Here is a 20,050-nt window from a genome sequence, read left to right as displayed (position 1 = left end):
GGCTGTGTCGTTTTCGGCGGCGGCGTTCGTTCGTGCTTACCGCTGGGTCAGCATCATGTACATCTGCACCACGACGTCCGGCGAGAGCGTGAACGGCACCCAGCCGTAGCCGGTGTGGCGGGCGACCAGCAGGCGGTCGCCGTTCGTCTGCTTCTGCACGGCCATCATCGGGTTCTTCGTCGACACGAAACGCCAGCCGGGCGGGATGCCTTGCGGCGGTTCCGGCTGCATCGACGCGCGCGCATGCGCCAGTTCCTCGATCAACTGGCCGAGCTGGTCGGGATTCAGCGTGATCGATTCGCCGTTCACGGTCAGCGTGATCTCGTTCTGCGACGGACGCGCCACGTGCAGCGCCGATTTGTCGGCCGGGGCGGCGGCTTCGGTTTCCGTCGCGGCTTCGGCTGGCGCCGTCGCGACGATCGCGGTGCCGGCGTCGGCAGCCGCATCGGCCGCAGCCGGCGCGGCTGCGTTCACAGCCGGTTCCGCCATCGGCGTGTCCGCCGGTGTCGGTTCGACGACTTCGGCGGCAACGGCCGTGGCGGTCGCTGCGGTCGTCGCGGCTTCCTTCACGACGGCCTCGACCAGCGCCTCGGCGTCGGCGATCGCCTTCGCGTGGTGCTGCGCGGCCGCTTCGGCTTGTGCGATCGCTTCGGCATGACGTTGCGCGACGGCTTCGGCCTCGGCGGTCGCTGCCGCATGGCGTTGCGCGGCTGCTTCGGCCTGCGCGATCGCGTCGGCGTGGCGTTGCGTGACGGCTTCGGCTTCCGCGGTCGCGTCGGCATGACGCTGCGCGACGGCTTGCGTCTCGGCGATCGCGGCCGTGTGACGTTGCGCGAGCGCTTCGGCCTCGGCGATCGCAGCCGTGTAGCGTTGTGCGGCGGCTTCCGCTTCGGCGGTCGCTTGCGCATGACGCTTCGCGGCTGCCTCGGCTTCGATGGTCGCTGCCGCATGGCGCTGCGCAGCCGCATCGGCTTCGGTCGCGGCGGCGTGATGACGCTGCGCGGCGGCCTCTGCTTCGGCGATCGCGGCTGCGTGACGCTGCGATGCGGCTTCGGCATCCGCATGACGTTGCGCGAGCGCTTCGGTCAGCGCGGTGGCTTCCGCATGGCGCTGCACGGCGGCTTCGGCTTGCGCGGCGGCATCCGTATGACGTTGGGCGGCGCTGTCGGCCGCGGCGGTCGCATCGGCGTGGCGCTGCTGCGCGGCTTCGGCGTCGGCTGCCGCCGCTGCGTGGCGCTGCGCGGCGGCCTGCGCTTCCGCTTCCGCGGCGTCGTGACGTTGCGCGGCGGCCTGGGCTTCCGCCGCTGCGGCGCGCGCGAAGGCTTCCGCGCTACGCGCTGCCTGCTGCGCGGCGTGGTGATCGTGGAGGAGCTGATCGACGCCCGTGTTGAGCGAATCGATCTGATCGTTCAGGTTCATGCGTGTCTTCTTTGCGTAAGACCCGCGATTTTACCCGCTGCGCCGGTGCCGGTCCGCGCGGGACGTGTAACAAAGTGCGCAAAGCGGCGCGAGGCGCGCCGCTTTGTGTTACTTCAGGTAGCCTGCCGAGCCGAACCAGTCGAGCGCATCGCGCAGCCCTTCGCGGTACGGGCGCGCGCGGTAGCCGAGCTCGCGCTCGGCTTTCGCGGACGTGAAATACATCTTGTTCTTCGACATCCGCAGCCCGTCCACGGTGACGAACGGCTCCTTCTTCGTGAACTTCGCGACCGCTTCCGCGCCAACCGCGAGCGGGTAGAGCGGCCAGCGCGGCAGCGCGATCGTCGGCGGCTTGCGGCCCGTCATCTGCGCGATGTCGGCGAGCATCTGCTGCAGCGGCAGGTTCTCGCCGCCGAGGATGTAGCGCTCGCCGATCCGGCCGCGCTCGAGCGCGAGGAAGTGGCCGTGCGCGACGTCGTCGACGTGCACGAGGTTCAGCCCCGTGTCGACGAATGCGGGAATCTTGCCGAGCGCGGCTTCGACGATGATGCGGCCGGTCGGCGTCGGCTTCACGTCGCGCGGGCCGATCGGCGTCGACGGATTGACGATCACGGCCGGCAGCCCTTCGTCGGCGATCATCCGCTCGACCGCGCGCTCCGCGAGCACCTTGCTGCGCTTGTAGACGCCGATCGCCTGCTCGGCCGTGAGCGGCCGGTTTTCGTCGGACGGGTCGCCCGCGCTCGTCACCTTCAGCGTCGCGACGCTGCTCGTGTAGACGATCCGCTCGACGCCTTCGGCGCGCGCCGCGCGCATCGTCGCGACCGCGCCTTCGAGGTTCGCGCGCTCGATCTCGTCGGGATCGGGCGCCCACAGCCGGTAGTCGGCCGCCACGTGCAGCAGGTAGCGCACGCCGCGCAGCGCGGCGCGCATCGACGCTTCGTCGCGCATGTCGCCGGTGACGATCTCGGCGTCGAGATCCGCGACGTTCGTGCGCGGGCTGGTCGGGCGCACGAGCACGCGCACCGCATAGCCTTTCTGCTGCGCGATGCGCGCGACGGCCGAGCCGACGAAACCGGACGCGCCGGTGACGAGAACGAGATCGCGGGAGGTATCAGTCATGCCTTTCCTTCGGGGCCGCGCGCGAGTGGCGCGGCGGTTGAGCGTCGGCGAGATTGTACGTGGTCGGCGCGCGCGACGACGCAACGCCCGCGCAATGCCGGTGCGCCCGGCTGGCCGTGCTTCTCCGGCCGCGCGCGGCCGGCCCGCCGGACACGTGTGCGAAGCGGCCGACGCGACTACAATGCCGGGCTTGAATGCAACGGGAGGGCGACGCGATGAGCCGAAATGAACTGGACGAACGGATCGAGACCTACTACGTGCGGGTGCGCGGCGTCGTGCAGGGCGTCGGTTTCCGTCATGCGACGGTGCGCGAGGCGCATGCGCTGAAGCTGCGCGGCTGGGTCGCGAATCTCGAGGACGGCAGCGTCGAAGCGATGATCCAGGGCCCCGGCGCGCAGATCGACCGGATGCTCGCGTGGCTGCGCCACGGGCCGCCGGCCGCGCGCGTGACCGAGGTGACGTTCGAGGAACGCCGGACCGAACGGCGCTTCGAGCGCTTCCAGCAGCAGTAAGGCGGCGCGAATCCTATGACGGGGTATCCGGAAGCCGGGCGCGGCCTCATGTTGTCGGTGATGGCGTCGACGCTGTTCGCGCTGATGTCGGCTTACGCGAAACTGCTCGCGCCGCTCACGGGGCTCGACATCTTCGCGTGGCGCGTCTTGTGGACCGCGCCGGGCGCGCTCGCGCTGATCGCGCTGCGCGGCCGCTGGCCGGCGCTCGTCGAACTCGCGCGGCGCAGCGTGCGCGACTGGCGTTTGCTGATTGCATTGCCGGTGAGCGCGGCGCTGCTCGGCGTGCAGCTGTGGCTGTTCCTGTGGGCGCCGCTGCACGGGCGCATGCTCGAGGTGTCGCTCGGCTATTTCCTGCTGCCGCTGACGATGGTGCTCGTCGGCCGCTTCTACTATCACGAACGGCTCGACCCGCTGCAGTGGGCGGCGGTTGCGTGCGCCGCGCTCGGCGTCGCGCACGAAGTGTGGGCGACGCGCGCGTTCGCGTGGCCGACGCTCGTCGTCGCGCTCGGTTATCCGCCGTATTTCGTGCTGCGCCGGCGGATCAACGCCGATTCGCTGGCCGCGTTCGCGGTCGAGATCGCGCTGCTGTGCCCGATCGCGTTCGCGATGGTCGCGACCAGCACGACGCGCGTCGCCAGCCATCCGCTGCTGTGGACGCTGCTGCTGCCGGGGCTCGGCGTGCTCAGCACGCTCGCGCTCGCGAGCTACCTGAAAGCGAGCCGGATGCTGCCGATGGCGCTGTTCGGCATTCTCGGCTACGTCGAGCCCGTGCTGCTCGTCGCGGTGTCGCTGCTGCTGCTCGGCGAGACGCTGAGCGTCGCGAAGCTCGCGACGTACGGGCCGATCTGGGTCGCCGTCGCGCTGACCGCGTGGCACAGCGCGATGCTGATGCGGCGTCTGCCCGCGCGCGGATAAGCGTCGATCATGGTGCGGCGGCGGCACGGAGCACGCCGCGCATCGCACATCGCGCTACGCTCGAACGCATCGTTACTGACCGCAAACTGGCGTCGCGCTGACGCGAATCTGGCGACGCTGTCGGCTTCATGTCGCCGCGCTCGCGCGTGTAATCGAACAGAAGATTCGGTTGCACTTTGTTACTTAGGGTCTCTCCCGATCGGCCATTAGACTGGCCTGACCGACTTCCCTTCGTATGCAGTTTTCCCATGAACGGTCATCTCCGTGCCTGGCCAGCCGGGTCGGCGCGATGCGGGCATACGCGTATCGCCGCTGATCGCGCTCGCCTGCTCTTTCCCGATTCCTGCCCCGGCGTTCGTCGCGCCATCGTCGTGCGGGTGCGCGCATGTCGGTGAGCATGCCGCCTTCCGCCACGCTTGCGCCGCCGCGCAGCGGCCGCCTGATCGAAGTCGATTTCTTCCGCGGGATCGTGCTGTTGATGATCGTCGTCGATCACATCGGCGCGAGCGTGCTGTCGCGCGTGACGCTGCACGCGTTCGCGCTGTGCGACGCGGCCGAAGTGTTCGTCTTTCTCGGCGGCTTCGCGACCGCGAGCGCCTACGGCGCGATCGCCGAACGGCAAGGCGCGCGCGCCGCGCAGCGCCGCTTCGTGCGCCGTGCGATGCAGATCTACCGCGCGTTTCTCGCGACGTCGACGCTGATGCTCGTCGTATCCGTGGTGCTCGACCACTACGGGATCGATGCGCCGAACCTCGCGCTCGACGACGTCAGCGTGATGCTCGCATCGCCGCTCACGGGCGCAGCCGAGCTGCTGACGTTCCAGCGCCAGCCGTATCTCGCGTCGGTGCTGCCGATGTACGTGCTGTTCGCGCTCGCGTCGCCGGTGCTCGTGCCGTTCGCGCGCCGCCATCCGTGGCTGCTCGTCGCGCTCGGCGTCGCGTCGTGGCTGGCGGCAGGCTGGCTCGGCCCCGAACTGCTGGACACCGACGGCTTCCGCTGGAGCTTCAACCCGTTCGCGTGGCAACTGATGTTCGTCGCCGGCGTGCTCGCGCGCTGCCAGCCGTTCTACCGGCGCATCGCCCTCGGGCGCTGGGGCGCCGCGGCGACTGGCATCGCGTGCGCGGTCGTGCTCGGCTGCGCGAGCTACAAGCTGTTCTCGGGGCTGCCGATGCCCGAAGGCGTGCTCAAGCGCGACCTCGCGCTGCCGCGCATCGTGAGCTTCGCGGCCGTTGCGTGGCTGATGGCCGATTGCGTGCGCTACGGCTGGATCGGGCGGATTGCGCAGGGCGTGCGGCCGGTCGTTGCGGTCGGCCAGCGCGGGCTGATCTGCTTCGTCGCGGGCGCGGCGATTTCGCTCGTCATCGATTCGCTGCTGCATCCGGTCGCGCACAGCGCCGATCTGCGGCACGTCGGCGTAGGCCTCGCAGCCGACGCCTGCGCGCTCGGGCTGATGATGGCCGTGGCCGGTTCGGGAACGTGGATCGCGCGGTGGCGCGGCGCGGCCGCGTGAGCGGTGCGGGAAGTGGCGCGTGCGGCACGGAGCGTGCCGCGCGGCGTCAGTGAGGTGAGCCGATACGGGAGCGGGGGACGGTCGTTGCGTCGTCGGATTCGGCTTCGTCGCGTTCGTCCGCTGCCGGATCGTCGTGTTCCGCGAGTACCGCGTCGGCTTCGGCTGCGGCCCGGGCGGCGCGCATTGCGGTACAGCGCTGCGCGTGCCGGATGTCCGAGAGGATTCTCAGGAGCCGCGTGGTCTTGCTTTTCATCGTATTCCCCTGCCTGTCGCGCGTCTCGAGTGAAGCGCTTCCTGCAACCAGTGTAGGACGCGATTGCGCGACCGACAGGAGAATGTGGCGTGCATGCCGCACGCCGAGGGATATTACTTACTGGGCCGCGGCGACGGCCTGCGCCTGCAGCGCTTCTTCCTCGCGGCGCTCTTCCGTGCAGCGCTGATGCTGGCGCGACAGGCGGTTCATCAGCGGCAGCAGCAGCAGCGCGAGCAGCATGCCGATCGCGGCGAGCCAGCCGAGCTTCTCGAACAGCGACAGGTAGAGCGGCAGCGATTCGGTGGCCGGCAGTTCGTGCGACGGCATCTGCGCGAAGTTCGCGACGACGCTGCCGAGATACTGCGACACGCCCGTCGCGACGAAATACGCGCCCATCATGAAGCCGCTCATGCGCGCCGGCACGTAGCGGGCGATCATCGCGAGGCCGAGGCCGCTCACCAGCAGTTCGCCGAGCGAGTAGAGGCCGTAGCCCCACACCATGAACCACGACGACACGCGGCCGTCCACCGCGTAGCGGCCGCTGATCGTGAACACCAGGTAGCCCGCGGCGACCGCGCCGAAGCCGAGCGCGTACTTCGCGGCGACTGGCAGGTCGCGGCCGCTTTTCGCGACGGCGTTGTAGACCCACACGAGCACCGGGCTCAGCATCATGATCCAGATCGGGTTCAGCGCCTGGAACTGCGCGGCGCTCCACGTGAACAGCGTCGTGCCGAACAGGATGAAGCGCGGATCGACGTTGCGCAGCGCGAACAGCGTCAGCGATGTCGACATCTGCACGTAGAAGATGAAGAACAGGATCACCTGGCCGATCAGCACGAGCGCCGCGATCAGGCCCGCGCGCTCCGAGCGCTCCGACTTCGCGATCATGTACGCGAAGATCGCGAGGATCGCGAACGCCGCCACCCACACGCTGGCGACCGCGAGCTGCTTGTGCTGCAGCACGTACAGCGTGATCAGCGCCAGCGCGACGCCGCCCGCGGCCACCGCGCCGAGGCGCTTCCAGCGGATCGGTTCGTCATCGGGCTTCGAGCCGACGTGCGCGAGCGTGCGATGCATCAGCATGAAGTTGAGGATCGCGAGCAGCATGCCGCCGCAGCAGACCGCGAACGCGGTGTGCCAGCCCCAGTGATCCTTGATCCACGGCGTCGCGAGCATCGACACGGTCGAGCCGATGTTGACCGCCATGTAATAGATCGTGAACGCGCTGTCGATGCGCGCATCGTCGCCTTCATAGATGCGGCGCACGAGGTTCGCCGCGTTGGCCTTGAACAGGCCGTTGCCGACGACGATCACGCCGAGTGACGCATACATGTACGTCAGGTGGTCGTTCGGCACCGCGAGCATCAGGTAGCCGGCGCACAGCACGGACGCGCCGATGATCATAGTGCGGCGGGCGCCGAGCACCTTGTCGCCGATCCAGCCGCCGATCGACGGCGCCGCATAGACGAGTGCGGTGAACGCACCCCAGGTCAGGTTCGCATGGCTGTCGGTGAAACCGAGCCGGTCGACCATGAAGAGGACCAGAAGCGCGGCCATACCGTAGTAGCCGAAACGCTCCCACATTTCGATGAGGAAGACCGTCGTGAACGATCGGGTTTGTGAAACAGGTGAATGCATCATCAATCTCGTTTGAAACGGACGGCACGGATCACGCGTCGTCTTGGGGGTCGAACTGGCGCCGGTGCGCAACGGGCCGGATAGGACATGCGCTGGCGATGGAACAGTCGGGCTGGTTAGCCCGAGCCGGGGTCGGACACCGCCTGGTGAGGCGGGGAGGGACCTCGACCGGCGCGCGAATGGTAACGTTCGCCGGTCCGGTGCGTCAGGTATGCGCCACCTAGGGAAACTCCCGATGTGGCAGCATCTTTCAGGAACATTCGTCTCATCATCTATTTGTAAGCTTTGATGCCGGCCCTCCGCAGATTCCCGGAGAGCCGCTTGCAGCTTGCCTGTGAAGCCGGCGAGTCTGGCAAGATAGCGCGTCGTTTCGCTCGCTTCGTGCCCTGTTTAGTGCACCGGGCTTTACACCGAAGACGTGCGAGAACCCGAAGACTAAGCTATATCGTTCTAACTTAGTTATTTTCCATCAAACATTTTTTGACGATCACTTTTCGGCCTGCTATGGTTCCCCCACTGAAAACTCGCGGGCTGCAGATGCCGCCGCACTGGGCAGCAAGATTCGCGCGTTGCGCCAACGACTCAAGCGCACGCTCGATGAAACTGCCACTGCCGCGGGGATTTCGAAGCCGTTTCTGTCTCAAGTCGAACGCGGGCTCGCGTCGCCGTCGCTGACGTCGCTGGCCGGTATTGCGCACGCGCTCGGTGTGACGGTGCAGTACTTCGTGGATACGCCGAGCGAGGAACGCTCGGTCTGCCGAGGCGAGCAGCTGCGCTTCTTCGGGTTTGCCGATTCGGCGAACCTGTTCGCGAGGCTGACGAACGTATCCGAAGGGCGTCAGCTCGAAGCGATCCTCGTGCGGATGCCGCCGGGGCAGAAACGGTCGGAGGTGACGACCCATGCAGGAGAGGAATTCCTGTATGTGATTGAAGGGGAAGTGTCGCTGACGCTGGAAGGCAAGACGTTCGTCCTGCAGGCCGGCGACAGTTCGCACTATCAGTCGACGGTCCCGCACAGCTGGGTCAACACCGCGAAGATCGAGTCGGTGGTGGTCTGGGTCGGTACACCGAGGCTGTTCTAACGCACAGGTATTCCTTCGTTTCGGAGACGGGATACCTGTCGAAAGAAACGTAAGGAATACTAAGATGCAATACGAGAACCACGGGCCTCCTCAATCGCTGCCCCCGTCAGCGTCTCACGCGTAAGCCGCGGCATTCGCCGCGCGACGCTCACCGAACACACTTTCTCAAGACTGCCACGATGAAATCCTTGCATGCCATGTCGGCCGTGCTGGCCGCGCTCGCCCTGACGACGCCCGCTGCCCACGCCGTTACCGTTCCTTCGAACGTCGCACTCGCTCCCCAACAGGACCTGACGCGACAGGTGCCCGCCGAAGTCGAGTCGCTCGACCCCGCGCACATCGAATCGTGGACCGGCAACACGATCGGCCTCGATCTGTTCGAAGGGCTGGCCCGCATCGATGCAGCCGGCCAGGTCGTGCCGGGCGTCGCGCTGTCGTGGGAACGCAAGACGCCGCAGACGTGGATCTTCAAGCTTCGCCACGACGCGAAGTGGAGCAATGGCCAGCCGGTGACGGCCGCCGATTTCGTCTATTCGTGGCAGCGCCTCGTCGATCCGAAGACGGGCTCGAAGTACACGATCCTCGTCGAGTTCGTGAAGAACTCGAAGGACATCATCGCGGGCAAGGCCGCGCCGTCGACGCTCGGCGTGCGCGCCGTCGATCCGTACACGCTCGAAGTGACGACCGACGTTCCCGTCGCGTTCTTCCCCGAGCTGACCGCCATGGCGCCGCTCGTGCCGGTGAACAAGGACGTCGTCGCGAAGTTCGGCGACGCGTGGACGCGCCCGGGCAACATCGTCAGCAACGGCGCGTACCAGCTCGTCGACTGGCAGCCGAACAACCGCATCGTCGCGTCGAAGGATCCGAAGTACTGGAACGCGCCGAAGGTCGTGATCAACAAGGTCACGTACCTGCCGATCGAAAGCGACGAAACCGCGATGCGCATGTACCAGGCCGGCCAGATCGACTACAGCTACTCGATCCCGTCGGGCATTTTCCAGCAGGTCAGCAAGCAGTTCGGCGGCGAACTGCGCCCGGGCCTGCAGCTCGCGACGTACTACTACTACCTGAACAACAGCGACGCGGCGCTGAAGGACAAGCGCGTGCGCCAGGCGCTGTCGATGGTGATCGATCGCGAGGTGCTCACGTCGAAGCTCACGCAGGCCGGCGAGAAGCCGATGTACGGGCTGATGCCGAACGGCACGAAGGGCGTGCAGCCGTTCACGCCGGAATGGGCGTCGTGGCCGATGGCCAAGCGCGTCGAGACCGCGAAGAACCTGCTGAAGCAGGCCGGCTACTCGGACGCGAAGCCGCTGTCGTTCACGCTCACGTACAACACCAACGACCTGCACAAGAAGGTCGCGCTGTTTACCGCATCGGAATGGCGCACGAAGCTGGGCATCAACACGAAGCTCGAGAACGTCGAGTTCAAGGTGCTGATGAAGGAGCGGCATGACGGCAAGGTACAGATCGCTCGCGACGGCTGGTTCGCCGACTACAACGACGCGATGACCTTCTTCGACCTGATCCGCTGCGGCAGCTCGCAGAACACCGTCGGCTACTGCAACAAGCAGGTCGACACGTTCGTCGACGACGGCAACCAGAAGCTCGACGACAAGGCGCGCGCCACGCTGCTCACGCAGGCGCACGACACGGCGATGAACGACACGCCGATGGTGCCGCTGTTCCAGTATTCGGCCGACCGTCTCGTGAAGCCCTATGTGGGCGGCTATTCGCTGAAGAACGTGATCGACATGCGTGCTTCGCAGGACATGTACCTGATCAAGCACTGAGCGGAGCGATCATGCTGGCTTACGCTTTGAGGCGCACGTTGTGGGCGGTGCCGACGATCCTCGCGGTCATCACCGTCTGCTACCTGCTGCTGCATTTCACGCCCGGCGGCCCGTTCGATACGGAGAAGCAGCTGTCCGCGGCGACGCTCGCGAACCTGAACGCGAAGTACCACCTCGACGAGCCGCTGTGGAAGCAGTACCTGCTGTATCTCGGTTCGCTGCTGCACGGTGATCTCGGCCCGTCGTTCCGCTACGTCGACTGGTCCGTGAACGATCTCGTGAAGAAGGCGCTGCCCGTGAGCCTTGGTGTGGGCGGCGTGTCGATCCCGGTCTCTATCGTGCTCGGCGTGCTGCTCGGCACCGTCGCGGCCGTGCGCCGCGACAGCGCGATCGACCGCTTCGTGATGCTGCTCGGCAACTTCGGCAACGTCGTGCCGCCGTTCGTGCTCGGCCCCGTGCTCGTGTGGATCTTCGCGATCCTGCTGAAGACGTCGGCCGGCAATGGCTGGCTGCCGGCGGGCGGCTGGGGCGACGGCGGCTGGCAGTACCGGCTGCTGCCGATCGTGCTGCTGACCTTCATCAACGTGTCGCTGCTCGCACGCGTGATGCGCGGCTCGATGATCGAGACGCTGTCGAGCAACTTCATCCGCACTGCGCGCGCGAAGGGCCTGCCGGGCTCGACGATCGTGCTGCGCCACGCGCTGAAGCCCGCGCTGATGCCGGTCGTGTCGCTGTTCGGCACGGTCTGCATCACGTCGATCACGGCGGCCGTCGTCACCGAATCGGTGTTCGCGCTGCCGGGCCTCGGGCAGCTCGTCGTGAACGGTGCGATCAACCGCGACTACACGCTGGTGCTCGGCCTCGTCGTACTGACGACCGTCTGCGCGGTGCTGTTCAACCTGCTGGTCGACCTCGCATACGCGTGGCTCGATCCGCGCATCCGTTACTGAGCGAGGCACTGCGATGACCCCGACTACTCCCGTCGTCGGCCTGCCCGTGCAGACCGACTCGCCGCCGCGTTCGCGCTCGCCTCTTGCGCTCGCGTTCGCGCGCTTCCTTCACAACCGTGCGGCGCTGTTCAGCCTCGTGCTGCTCGCGCTGATCACGCTCGCGTGTTTCGTCGGCCCGTGGCTGCTCGCGGCCGATCCCGCCGCGAGCGACTGGGGCTCGATCAGCCTGCCGCCGACCTGGGCGAACCAGCACTGGTTCGGCACCGACGAGCTCGGCCGCGACCTGCTCGTGCGCACGCTGATCGGCGGCCGCGTGTCGATCGAGGTCGGCCTGCTCGGCACGCTCGTGTCGGGCCTGTTCGGCGTCGCGTGGGGCGCGACCGCGGGCTTCGCGGGCGGCCGTGTCGACTCCGTGATGATGCGCATCGTCGACATGATGTACGCGATCCCGTACCTGCTGATCGCGATCCTGATGATGACCCTGTTCGGCCGCTCGTTCATGCTCGTCGTGCTGACCATCAGCGCGTTCTCGTGGATCGACATGGCGCGGGTCGTACGCGGCCAGACGCTGTCGCTGCGCAACCGCGAGTTCGTCGATGCGGCGCGCGCGATCGGCGTGTCGCCGGCGTCGATCGTGCTGCGCCACATCGTGCCGAACCTGCTCGGCGTGGTCGTTGTGTATGCAACGGTGTCGGTGCCGAACATCGTGCTGACCGAATCGGTGCTGTCGTTCCTCGGGCTCGGCGTGCAGGAACCGATGACGAGCTGGGGCGTGCTGATCCAGGACGGCGCGCAGAAACTGGAATCGATGCCGTGGCTGCTGCTGGCCCCGGCCGTCATGCTGTGCGTGACGCTCTATTGCGTGAACTTCGTTGGCGACGGCCTGCGTGACGCGCTCGACCCGAAGGATCGCTGAAATGGCAGCACTACTCGAAGTAGACAACCTCGGCGTGCGCTTCACGCGCAAGGATGCACCGCCGATCGACGCCGTGAGCGGCGTGTCGTTCTCGCTCGAAGCCGGCAAGACGCTCGGCATCGTCGGCGAGTCGGGCTCGGGCAAGAGCCAGACCGTGATGTCGTTGCTCGGCCTGCTGGCCGGCAACGGCACGACGACCGGCACCGCGCGCTACCGCGGCGACAACCTGCTCGACATGAATACGCGCGCGCTGAACGCGGTGCGCGGCGACCGGATCGCGATGATCTTCCAGGATCCGATGACGTCGCTCAATCCGTTCCTGACGATCGAGCGGCAGATGACCGAGACGCTGCAACTGCATCGCAAGCTGTCGCGCAAGGAAGCGACCAAGCGCGCGATCGAGGCGCTCGAATCGGTGCGCATTCCCGACGCGGCGCGGCGCATCCGCATGTATCCGCACGAGTTCTCGGGCGGCATGCGCCAGCGCGTGATGATCGCGATGGCGCTCCTGTCCGAGCCGGAAATCCTGATCGCCGACGAACCGACCACCGCGCTCGACGTGACCGTGCAGGCGCAGATCATCGACCTGCTGCGCGAGTTGAACCGCGAGCGCGGCACCGCGATCGTGCTGATCACGCACGACATGGGCGTGGTTGCCGGCCTCGCGGACGACGTGATGGTCATGTATGCGGGCCGCACCGTCGAATACGCGCCGGCCGAATCGATCTTCGCGGCGCCGTCGCATCCGTACACGATCGGTTTGCTCAACGCGCTGCCGCGCCTGACCGACGCGGACGATGCGCCGCTCGTCGCGATTCCCGGCAATCCGCCGATGCCGGGCACTGCGCCGGCCGGCTGTGCGTTCGCGAAGCGCTGCACGTATGCGGAAGAACGCTGCGGCGCTGCGCGCCCCGCGCTTGAAACCTATGGCGTCGCGGGCGCGGTGCGCGCGTGCCACCGGCCGCTGGCCGATCTGTCGGGAGGACTGCGATGAGCGTCAATGAACGCCGCCATGACGGCGCGACGGGCGACACGCTGTTGTCCGTCGAAGGTTTGAAGGTGCATTTCCGTGTGCCGCTCGGCGGTTATCCGTGGTCGCCGAAGGGTACGCTGCGCGCGGTCGACGGCGTGTCGTTCGACGTGAAGCGCGGCGAGACGGTCGGGCTCGTCGGCGAATCGGGCTGCGGGAAGTCCACGCTCGCGCGCGCACTGATCGGCCTCGTGCCGATGACCGCCGGCACCGTGAAATGGCGCGGCGAAGCCGTCGCGCCCGATCACCTGGGCGGCACCGCGATGCGGCGCGAAGTGCAGATGATCTTCCAGGACCCGCTCGCATCGCTCGATCCGCGCATGACGATCGAGCAGGTCGTCGCGGAGCCGCTCGTCACGCACCAGGCCGGCCTCGGTCGCGCCGAATTACGCCGCCGCGTGGTCACGATGCTCGAACGCGTCGGCCTGAACGCGCATCACCTGCTGCGTTATCCCCATGAATTTTCCGGCGGGCAGTGCCAGCGCGTCGGTATCGCGCGTGCGCTGATCGGCGAGCCGAAGCTCGTGATCTGCGACGAACCCGTTTCGGCGCTCGACGTGTCGATCCAGGCGCAGATCGTGAACCTGCTGCGCGACCTGCAGCGCGAACTGTCGCTGTCCTATCTGTTCGTTGCACACGATCTGGCGGTGGTGAAGGCGATCAGCCAGCGGGTGCTCGTGATGTATCTCGGCCGCGTGATGGAGTTCGGCACGCGGCATGACGTGTATGGCGTGCCGCAGCACCCGTACACGAAGGCGCTGCTCGATGCAGCGCCGACGCCGGAGCCGGCGCGCGAGCGTGCTCGCCGTCCGATGCTGCTGGCGGGCGAGATGCCCTCGCCGCTCAACCCGCCGTCGGGCTGCGCATTCCGTACGCGCTGCCCGGTCGCGATCGACGCGTGCGCGCAGGACGTGCCGCTGCCGGAAGTACGGCAGGGGTCGGCGGCGCGTGTCGCGTGCATCCGCGCGGGCGCGGCGTGACGTGAAGTGACGCAGCAAACATAACCAGGCAGGTCAACAGGGGTAGGTGCGGCGCGAACGATCTTCGCGCCGCGGGTACAGGCGCGTCCTTAGCCGGGCACGCCGGGGGGCCGGGAGCGGATCGCAACCGGCGTGGACGATATCAACACAAGACGAGAATCACGATGAAAAAACAGAAGACGATCGGGACGGCATCGAAGATGCTGCTTGCATGGGGACTGCCGGCACTCGCGGGCGTCTCGCTGACCGGCGTCGCGCACGCCGACGACGCGGCCCCCGCGCCGCTGACGGTCGCGCAGGCCGCACCGGCCGCCGGTACGGGCATGGCCGTTGCGCAGGCATCGACCCCGAACGCCGTCATCAACGCCGAAGCGACCCAGGCCGTCACGCCGCCCGACGAGCCGTCGGCCCAGTCGAAGTCGAAGGGCTTCATCGCCGACAGCCATCTCGACTTCCTGTTCCGCAACTATTCGGACGTGCTCGACAGCAAGGGCGGCCCGCATCGTCACGCGTGGGTGCAGGGCGCGATGGCCAACTTCGAGTCGGGCTATACGACCGGCCTGGTCGGTATCGGTTTCGACGCGTCGCTGTATGCGGCGCTGAAGCTCGACGGCGGCCAGGGCGCCGGCAGCATGGTGCACATCGCGAAGGGCGGCGGCGGCGGCAATCAGCTCGCGTGGGCCTACCCGGGCATCTACGACATCAAGGCGCGCATCTCGAACACGGTGGTCAAGTACGGTCTGCAGGCCGTGGACAACCCGTTCATGGAGCAGCACGACAACCGTGCGCTGCCGCCGACGTTCCTCGGTGCGACGCTCGTCAGCAACGAATTCAAGAACGTGATGCTCGAGGCCGGCAGCTTCACGAAGACCAACGCGCGCGGTCACACGACGCTCACCAACCTGACGACGCAATACGGCGGCACGCGCATCAACCGCCTGTCGTATGTCGGCGGCACGTGGGACTACTCGCCGAACGGCGAAGTCGCGCTGTACGCGAACCAGGCCGACGACGTGTGGCACCAGTACTACGCGTCGGTGAAGCACAGCATCGGCAGCCCGCAGACGATCAAGTGGACGGGCTTCGGCAACGTCTATTCGACGCATGACACGGGCGACGCGCTGCAGGGCAAGATCAACAACAACGCATACAGCCTGTCGGTGGCCGCGCAGCACGGCCCGCACGAGCTGCTGCTCGGCTTCCAGCAGGTGCTCGGCGACCAGTTCTTCGACTACCTGAACGAAACGAACGGCATCTTCCTGACCAACTCGATGGACGTCGACTACAACGCGCCGCACGAAAAGTCGCTGCAGCTGCGTTACACGTTCTACGGCAAGGAAGCGGGCCTGCCGGGCTTCAAGGCGATGGTCTGGGGCGTGACGGGCTGGGGTGCGGACGGCAGCGCGGGCGCGGCGAACGACCCGAGCAAGTCGAGCATCTACTGGAGCAACGGCGCGCCGGTCCAGGGCCGTCACCACGAGTTCGGCTTCATCCCGTCGTACACGTTCCAGAGCGGCAAGCTGAAGGACACGAAGGTCACGTTCATCGCGATGTGGCACGCCGGTTCGGCGCACTACTCGGACGCTTCCAACACGGAATACCGTCTGGTCGTGAACCTGCCGCTGCACGCGTTCTGATCGAAGGGGGCGTCGGCCCCCGTGCATCGCGCGGCCGGCGGGCAGTGTGCTCAGGCCGGCCTGTGCAACCCCGCCACCGGATCGTTCGCGGCGGGCATGTCTTCCACGAGCGACGTGAGCTGGCGGCCCGTATCGCGCCATGCGTCGAGGCCGCCGCGCAGCGCGAGCGCATCGGTGAAGCCTGCGTCGAGCAGGCGCTTCGCCATCAGCGCGGCCGTCACTTCGTTCGGGCACGAGCAGTACACGACGAACTTCTGCGTGAGCGGGTAGCGCGCGACGATGTCGCTGATCTGCCGCTCGTCGGCGAACTGCGCACCGGGGATCGTGAACGGGTCGAGCTTGCGGTGCTCGGGCGAGCGCACGTCGAGCACCACCGGCGCGGCGTTGTCGCGCAGCAGCAGGTCGAGTTCGTCGACGCCGATCCGCGCGCTCGCGAGCTGACGGATCAGCGCACGGCGGCGCACCCAGCGGACCGCCGCATAGATCGCCAGCAGCGCGACGATGACCAGCAGCACCGCGCGGCCGAGGTGGCTCGCGCCGGCGAACAGCCAGTCGATCTGCCGGTAGAACACGAGCCCGGCCACGAGGCCGACGATCGTCCACAGTGCGGCGCCGAGCGCGTCGTAGCCGGCGAACGTGCGATAGCGCGTGCCGAGCGCGCCGGCCATCGGCACCGACACGAGCGACAGCCCGGGAATGAAACGCGCGACGGCGAGCACGCGCACGCCGTAGCGGCCGAAGAAGCGTTCGGTCTTTCGCACGCAGGAATCGCGCGACAGCGACAGCCGGCAGATCGTCTTCAGCGTCGTGCCGCCATAACGCCGCCCGGCGGCGTACCACACCGTGTCGCCGATCAGCGCGCCGAGCACCGACAGCGCCACCACCGTCACCAGTTGCGAGCCGATAATCTCCGGATGCATCGCGGACATCGCGCCGAACAGCACGAGCGTCGGCATCGCGGGCACCGGCAGGCCGATGGCCGCCGCGAGCACGTTGGCGAAGACGAGAAGCGGCCCGTACTGGGCGACGAGGTCACGAAGGAGCATGACGGCTGGCCGAAAAGGGAATGCGTGGGCAGGAAACGCAGATGGGCCGATTATCGGCCATTTTCAAGGCAGCGGCGGGAAAGACGGAAAGCGCCTGACGGCGGCAGGGGGATGCCGGTGAGCCGGCGCGTGGCGCGCGGCTCACCGTTCGAAATCAGGAAGGTGTGCGGGCGAGCGACGCGGCGCCGTGGTTTTCACCGGGCAGCTCGGCGCCGTGCGAGCGGATCGCCGCGATCAGCTCGGCCGGCGTGATCTCGTAGCGGACTTCGCGGTGGATGCCGGGCTTGCGTTCGTCGATCTCGATCAGCAGCACGCTCTTGCCGTCGCCGGTTGACTCGAGCCGGAGCGAGCGCAGTTCGCGGCCGTCGGCCGGGTCGTGTTCGGTGAGCAGGGTCATTGCCCCGGATGAGCCGGTAGTGCGCATCGAACCTATCCTCGTGTCGTGGATGCCGTGATGGCAAAGATGTCTTTGTTGAATACAGCTTGACGAAGTTTAACGCGAACGGGCCGCAACACGGAGCATTTTCGTGGGGGCGAAATGAGGGCTGCACCACCGATCCTTCTGATGTTTGACCCGCGCCAGGCGGGCGTTTCAGCTGGATCGGGGGTGGTCGCGTCCGGCGCCTGACCGGCGTTCGCGGCCGCCGCCCGGGCGGGCGGCGACACGCGGCGACATGCGGCGAAACGCGCGTCGCCGCGACGGCGTCAGAAGCGGTCGGCGAGCCCCATCGCCGGGTCGCTGACCGAGTGGCGACCCGTTTCGACACGGCCGGCCACGCGGCGCGAGAAGCTCGCGTCGCTGTCCGCGGTGACGATGAAGTCGTACCAATGGCCGGTCGAGTCGAGCTTCCAGTGCAGCTCGGACTGGTCGCCGGCGCGCACCGTGACGGTCCACGTGGTGCCCGTGCCGTTGCCGTGATCGTGGCCATGACCATGGCCGCGATCGTCGTTCGCGCCGCGGCCGGGCAGCGGCCCGTAGACCTGGTTCGATTTCACAGTGAAGCGCACCGTGCCGCCGCCGTCGTTGCGCAGCCGCAGATGGAGGTTGCCGCTCGCGCCCGCATAGCCGACGCGCACCTCCGGATGGGGCGCGCGGGCGCCGGCCAGGCGGCTCAGGTCGCCGGTGAAGCGGCGGTGATAGCCGTTCGGCCCGAGCACCCACAGGTCATATTTACCGCCGTTGTCGGCGCGCGCGGCCCAGTCGCCGTGCAGCGTCTTGCCCGGCTCGACGACGTAGCGCTGCGGCAGGCGGTCGAGGTGCAACTTGTCATAGACGTGAAACACGGCGGCGGCGCGGCCCGTGTTCGCGAACTTCAGCCGGAGCGTGCCGCTGCCGGCATCCGCACGCGCGCTCGCATGCAGCTCGTAAGGCAGCGCGCGCGACGGGCGCACGCCGGTGGCCTGCGCGGGCAGCGACGGCGCGGCCGGCGGCACGATCTTCGGCGCGGCCTGCTGCGTGGCGCTCAGCGCGTCGACCTGGCTTTTCGTCGTATGGCCCGCGAGCGTCGGCAGCGGTTCGTTGTTCGGCGAGCGGAAGTTGAACGCGCTCGTCAGGTCGCCGCACACCGCGCGGCGGTACGCGCTGATCTGCGGCTCCGCGACGCCGAAGCGTTTTTCGAGGAAGAGCAGCGTCGACGTATGGTCGAACACCTGCGAGTTGACCCAGCCGCCGCGGCTCCACGGCGACACGATCCACATCGGCACGCGCGGGCCCGGGCCGTACGGCCGGCCGTCGATCGCCGGCTGGCTCGACGTGGCGGGCGTGAAGTCGTGATACTCGGCGGCGACGTCGGCATCGCGCAGCGTATGGCCGCCCGCGAGCGTGCCGTCGGCGTTGCGCGACGGCACGGCCGGCGACGGCATGTGGTCGAAGAAGCCGTCGTTTTCGTCGTAGTTGACCAGCAGCACGGTTTTGCTCCACACCTCGGGGTTCGCCGTCAGCGCATCGAGCACGGCCTGCACGTACCAGCCGCCCTGCGCGGGGCTCGACGGCCCCGGGTGTTCGCTGTACACGGACGGCGGAATGATCCACGACACCTCGGGCAGCGTGCCGTTGCGGATGTCGTCGCGCAACGTTTCGAGAAAGCCGTACGGCATCGTGTTGCCGAAGCCCTTCGCGAGCGGGCTCAGTGGATCGTCGATCGCCGGATCGTAGAACGCGCCGGCCGCCGTCACGGGCTGCGTGATGTCCGTCGACGCGACGTACGCGGGCCGGCGCGCGGCCGGCATCTGCTCGATCGCCGCGCGCCAGTGGCGGAAGCTCATCATCTCGTTGCAGCCGAAGTTGTCGATCAGGCTCTGGTAGACCTTCCAGTTCACGCCGGCCTGCTGCAGCCGGTCGGCATAGGTGGTCCACGTCCAGCCCTGGCTCGACGGGCCGATGTCGTTGCCGCCGTTGAACTGGTTGTTCAGCGCGGCGATCTTCACGCGGCTGCCGTCGGCCGGGCTGATGCCGTTCGGGCCGTTGGTGCCGCTCCAGTAGAACAGGCGGTTCGCGATCGTGCCGGTGTGCATCCCGCAGTGGTAGTGGTCGCACAGCGTGAACGCATCGGCGAGCGCGCGCTGGAACGGCACTTCCGCCGTGTCGTAATAGCCCATCGACAGCGGCGTTTTCGCATCGGGCCAGCGGTTCATCCGGCCGTGGTCCCATGCGGCCTGCGCGTCGGCCCACGTGTGCGGCGTGCCGCCCGCGCGCTGCGCGTTGCCCTGGTTCGCGTCGAGGTGATACGGCGTGCAGGTCGTGGCGGGCGTCGCTTTCGTGTACGTCTGGTAGAACACGTCGCGGCCGTTCGGCGAGGGCACCGCGAAACGGTCGCCGTAGCCGCGCACGCCCTTGAACGTGCCGAAGTAGCTGTCGAAAGCGCGGTTCTCCATCATCAGCAGCACGACGTGCTTGACGTCCTTGATGGTCCCCGTTTCGTGAAACGCGGGGATGGCGAGCGCGCGGCGGATGCTCGGCGGAAACGCGGCGAGCGCGGCGGCGGCGAGGCCGGAAGTGGCGGTCTGCTGAAGGAATGTGCGGCGTGACGTCATGGCGTTCGGATCCTGTGATGGTGGGAGCGTTCGTGACTTCGTCTGGATGCGCCCGTGCGTCGTCCCCCCGGGACGATCCGCGATGCGTGTGCTTTCGAGTGCGACGGCCGCGTGTGGCGGAGGTGCGCGCATCGCGCGACGCGTGGTGTCGAGCGGCGTCGCGCGGAGGCATCGGCCGTCGTCGCGATCCCGTGCGCCGCGCGCTCGTGATGCGCGGGCC

Annotated in this window: 17 protein-coding genes; 10 read left to right on the top strand and 7 right to left on the bottom strand. The window is 67.8% G+C overall.

From position 1 onward, the window contains the following. Positions 1-36: 36 nt before the first annotated feature. Positions 37-1,419, bottom strand: a complete 1,383-nt coding sequence (locus tag BBJ41_RS27525; RefSeq protein ID WP_069749364.1) for a phage tail protein — start codon at positions 1,417-1,419, stop codon at positions 37-39. A gap of 108 nt (positions 1,420-1,527) precedes the next feature. Continuing rightward, positions 1,528-2,535, bottom strand: coding sequence for a hopanoid-associated sugar epimerase (hpnA, locus tag BBJ41_RS27520; protein WP_069749363.1), 1,008 nt, complete (start codon positions 2,533-2,535; stop codon positions 1,528-1,530). A 215-nt stretch (positions 2,536-2,750) separates the two neighbouring features. Here hpnA and BBJ41_RS27515 point away from each other — a divergent pair, with 215 nt between their 5' ends. From BBJ41_RS27515 to BBJ41_RS27505, 3 genes are all read left to right on the top strand, one after another. Beyond that, positions 2,751-3,047 carry an acylphosphatase gene (locus BBJ41_RS27515; RefSeq protein WP_034187849.1) on the top strand — a complete coding sequence of 99 codons (297 nt, stop codon included), beginning with the start codon at positions 2,751-2,753 and terminating at the stop codon, positions 3,045-3,047. A gap of 15 nt (positions 3,048-3,062) precedes the next feature. Continuing rightward, positions 3,063-3,962 carry an EamA family transporter RarD gene (rarD, locus tag BBJ41_RS27510; RefSeq protein WP_069749362.1) on the top strand — a complete coding sequence of 300 codons (900 nt, stop codon included), beginning with the start codon at positions 3,063-3,065 and terminating at the stop codon, positions 3,960-3,962. A gap of 385 nt (positions 3,963-4,347) precedes the next feature. Further along, positions 4,348-5,472 (top strand): OpgC domain-containing protein, encoded by a 1,125-nt coding sequence (locus BBJ41_RS27505; protein ID WP_069749361.1) that lies wholly within the window; start codon positions 4,348-4,350, stop codon positions 5,470-5,472. A 46-nt stretch (positions 5,473-5,518) separates the two neighbouring features. On the opposite strand, the gene BBJ41_RS27500 is transcribed toward BBJ41_RS27505, so the two are convergent. Both BBJ41_RS27500 and BBJ41_RS27495 read right to left on the bottom strand, forming a co-directional pair. Then, entirely contained in the window at positions 5,519-5,725 is a 207-nt protein-coding gene (locus BBJ41_RS27500; protein WP_069749360.1) for a hypothetical protein, read from the bottom strand. 117 nt (positions 5,726-5,842) lie between these two features. Beyond that, the gene (locus tag BBJ41_RS27495) at positions 5,843-7,366 is read right to left on the bottom strand and encodes a peptide MFS transporter (protein WP_069749359.1); all 1,524 of its coding nucleotides are present in this window, start codon (positions 7,364-7,366) and stop codon (positions 5,843-5,845) included. A 557-nt stretch (positions 7,367-7,923) separates the two neighbouring features. Here BBJ41_RS27495 and BBJ41_RS27490 point away from each other — a divergent pair. From BBJ41_RS27490 to BBJ41_RS27460, 7 genes are all read left to right on the top strand, one after another. Continuing rightward, complete coding sequence (locus BBJ41_RS27490) at positions 7,924-8,445, top strand: cupin domain-containing protein (RefSeq protein WP_236872150.1); 522 nt, start codon at positions 7,924-7,926, stop codon at positions 8,443-8,445. Positions 8,446-8,624: 179 nt separating this feature from the next. Beyond that, a complete protein-coding gene (locus BBJ41_RS27485; protein WP_069749357.1) occupies positions 8,625-10,238 on the top strand; it encodes a peptide ABC transporter substrate-binding protein in 1,614 nt (537 codons plus the stop codon). 11 nt (positions 10,239-10,249) lie between these two features. Beyond that, positions 10,250-11,188 carry an ABC transporter permease subunit gene (locus BBJ41_RS27480; protein ID WP_069749356.1) on the top strand — a complete coding sequence of 313 codons (939 nt, stop codon included), beginning with the start codon at positions 10,250-10,252 and terminating at the stop codon, positions 11,186-11,188. Positions 11,189-11,201: 13 nt separating this feature from the next. After that, positions 11,202-12,104 carry an ABC transporter permease gene (locus BBJ41_RS27475; protein WP_069749355.1) on the top strand — a complete coding sequence of 301 codons (903 nt, stop codon included), beginning with the start codon at positions 11,202-11,204 and terminating at the stop codon, positions 12,102-12,104. Between the two features lies 1 nt (position 12,105). Further along, positions 12,106-13,098, top strand: coding sequence for an ABC transporter ATP-binding protein (locus BBJ41_RS27470; protein ID WP_069749354.1), 993 nt, complete (start codon positions 12,106-12,108; stop codon positions 13,096-13,098). Continuing rightward, positions 13,095-14,114, top strand: a complete 1,020-nt coding sequence (locus tag BBJ41_RS27465; RefSeq protein WP_069749353.1) for an ABC transporter ATP-binding protein — start codon at positions 13,095-13,097, stop codon at positions 14,112-14,114. Before BBJ41_RS27470 ends, BBJ41_RS27465 begins: the two co-directional genes overlap by 4 nt. Positions 14,115-14,278: 164 nt before the next feature. Continuing rightward, positions 14,279-15,751: an OprD family porin gene (locus tag BBJ41_RS27460; protein ID WP_069749352.1), complete on the top strand. Its 1,473-nt coding sequence runs from the start codon at positions 14,279-14,281 to the stop codon at positions 15,749-15,751. 50 nt (positions 15,752-15,801) lie between these two features. On the opposite strand, the gene BBJ41_RS27455 is transcribed toward BBJ41_RS27460, so the two are convergent. The 3 genes from BBJ41_RS27455 to BBJ41_RS27445 all read right to left on the bottom strand — a co-directional run bounded on the left by BBJ41_RS27455 (position 15,802) and on the right by BBJ41_RS27445 (position 19,830). Further along, positions 15,802-16,797 (bottom strand): DedA family protein/thiosulfate sulfurtransferase GlpE, encoded by a 996-nt coding sequence (locus tag BBJ41_RS27455; protein ID WP_069749351.1) that lies wholly within the window; start codon positions 16,795-16,797, stop codon positions 15,802-15,804. Between the two features lie 154 nt (positions 16,798-16,951). Continuing rightward, entirely contained in the window at positions 16,952-17,221 is a 270-nt protein-coding gene (locus tag BBJ41_RS27450) for a hypothetical protein (protein WP_040138862.1), read from the bottom strand. A 281-nt stretch (positions 17,222-17,502) separates the two neighbouring features. Next, complete coding sequence (locus BBJ41_RS27445) at positions 17,503-19,830, bottom strand: phosphocholine-specific phospholipase C (RefSeq protein ID WP_069749350.1); 2,328 nt, start codon at positions 19,828-19,830, stop codon at positions 17,503-17,505. Between the last annotated feature and the right edge of the window lie 220 nt (positions 19,831-20,050).

The sequence above is a fragment of the Burkholderia stabilis genome (assembly GCF_001742165.1).
Lineage (GTDB): Bacteria > Pseudomonadota > Gammaproteobacteria > Burkholderiales > Burkholderiaceae > Burkholderia > Burkholderia stabilis.
This window is presented reverse-complemented; position numbering and strand designations above follow the sequence as displayed.

What these genes read in the sequence shown, in the direction of transcription:
- hpnA (WP_069749363.1), bottom strand. Translation starts at nt 2,535, where the DNA reads ATGACTGATACCTCCCGCGATCTCGTTCTCGTCACCGGCGCGTCCGGT.
- rarD (WP_069749362.1), top strand. Translation starts at nt 3,063, where the DNA reads ATGACGGGGTATCCGGAAGCCGGGCGCGGCCTCATGTTGTCGGTGATG.
- BBJ41_RS27455 (WP_069749351.1), bottom strand. Translation starts at nt 16,797, where the DNA reads ATGCTCCTTCGTGACCTCGTCGCCCAGTACGGGCCGCTTCTCGTCTTC.
- BBJ41_RS27480 (WP_069749356.1), top strand. Translation starts at nt 10,250, where the DNA reads ATGCTGGCTTACGCTTTGAGGCGCACGTTGTGGGCGGTGCCGACGATC.
- BBJ41_RS27495 (WP_069749359.1), bottom strand. Translation starts at nt 7,366, where the DNA reads ATGATGCATTCACCTGTTTCACAAACCCGATCGTTCACGACGGTCTTC.
- BBJ41_RS27485 (WP_069749357.1), top strand. Translation starts at nt 8,625, where the DNA reads ATGAAATCCTTGCATGCCATGTCGGCCGTGCTGGCCGCGCTCGCCCTG.
- BBJ41_RS27465 (WP_069749353.1), top strand. Translation starts at nt 13,095, where the DNA reads ATGAGCGTCAATGAACGCCGCCATGACGGCGCGACGGGCGACACGCTG.
- BBJ41_RS27470 (WP_069749354.1), top strand. Translation starts at nt 12,106, where the DNA reads ATGGCAGCACTACTCGAAGTAGACAACCTCGGCGTGCGCTTCACGCGC.
- BBJ41_RS27450 (WP_040138862.1), bottom strand. Translation starts at nt 17,221, where the DNA reads ATGCGCACTACCGGCTCATCCGGGGCAATGACCCTGCTCACCGAACAC.
- BBJ41_RS27515 (WP_034187849.1), top strand. Translation starts at nt 2,751, where the DNA reads ATGAGCCGAAATGAACTGGACGAACGGATCGAGACCTACTACGTGCGG.
- BBJ41_RS27525 (WP_069749364.1), bottom strand. Translation starts at nt 1,419, where the DNA reads ATGAACCTGAACGATCAGATCGATTCGCTCAACACGGGCGTCGATCAG.
- BBJ41_RS27500 (WP_069749360.1), bottom strand. Translation starts at nt 5,725, where the DNA reads ATGAAAAGCAAGACCACGCGGCTCCTGAGAATCCTCTCGGACATCCGG.
- BBJ41_RS27505 (WP_069749361.1), top strand. Translation starts at nt 4,348, where the DNA reads ATGTCGGTGAGCATGCCGCCTTCCGCCACGCTTGCGCCGCCGCGCAGC.
- BBJ41_RS27445 (WP_069749350.1), bottom strand. Translation starts at nt 19,830, where the DNA reads ATGACGTCACGCCGCACATTCCTTCAGCAGACCGCCACTTCCGGCCTC.
- BBJ41_RS27475 (WP_069749355.1), top strand. Translation starts at nt 11,202, where the DNA reads ATGACCCCGACTACTCCCGTCGTCGGCCTGCCCGTGCAGACCGACTCG.
- BBJ41_RS27460 (WP_069749352.1), top strand. Translation starts at nt 14,279, where the DNA reads ATGAAAAAACAGAAGACGATCGGGACGGCATCGAAGATGCTGCTTGCA.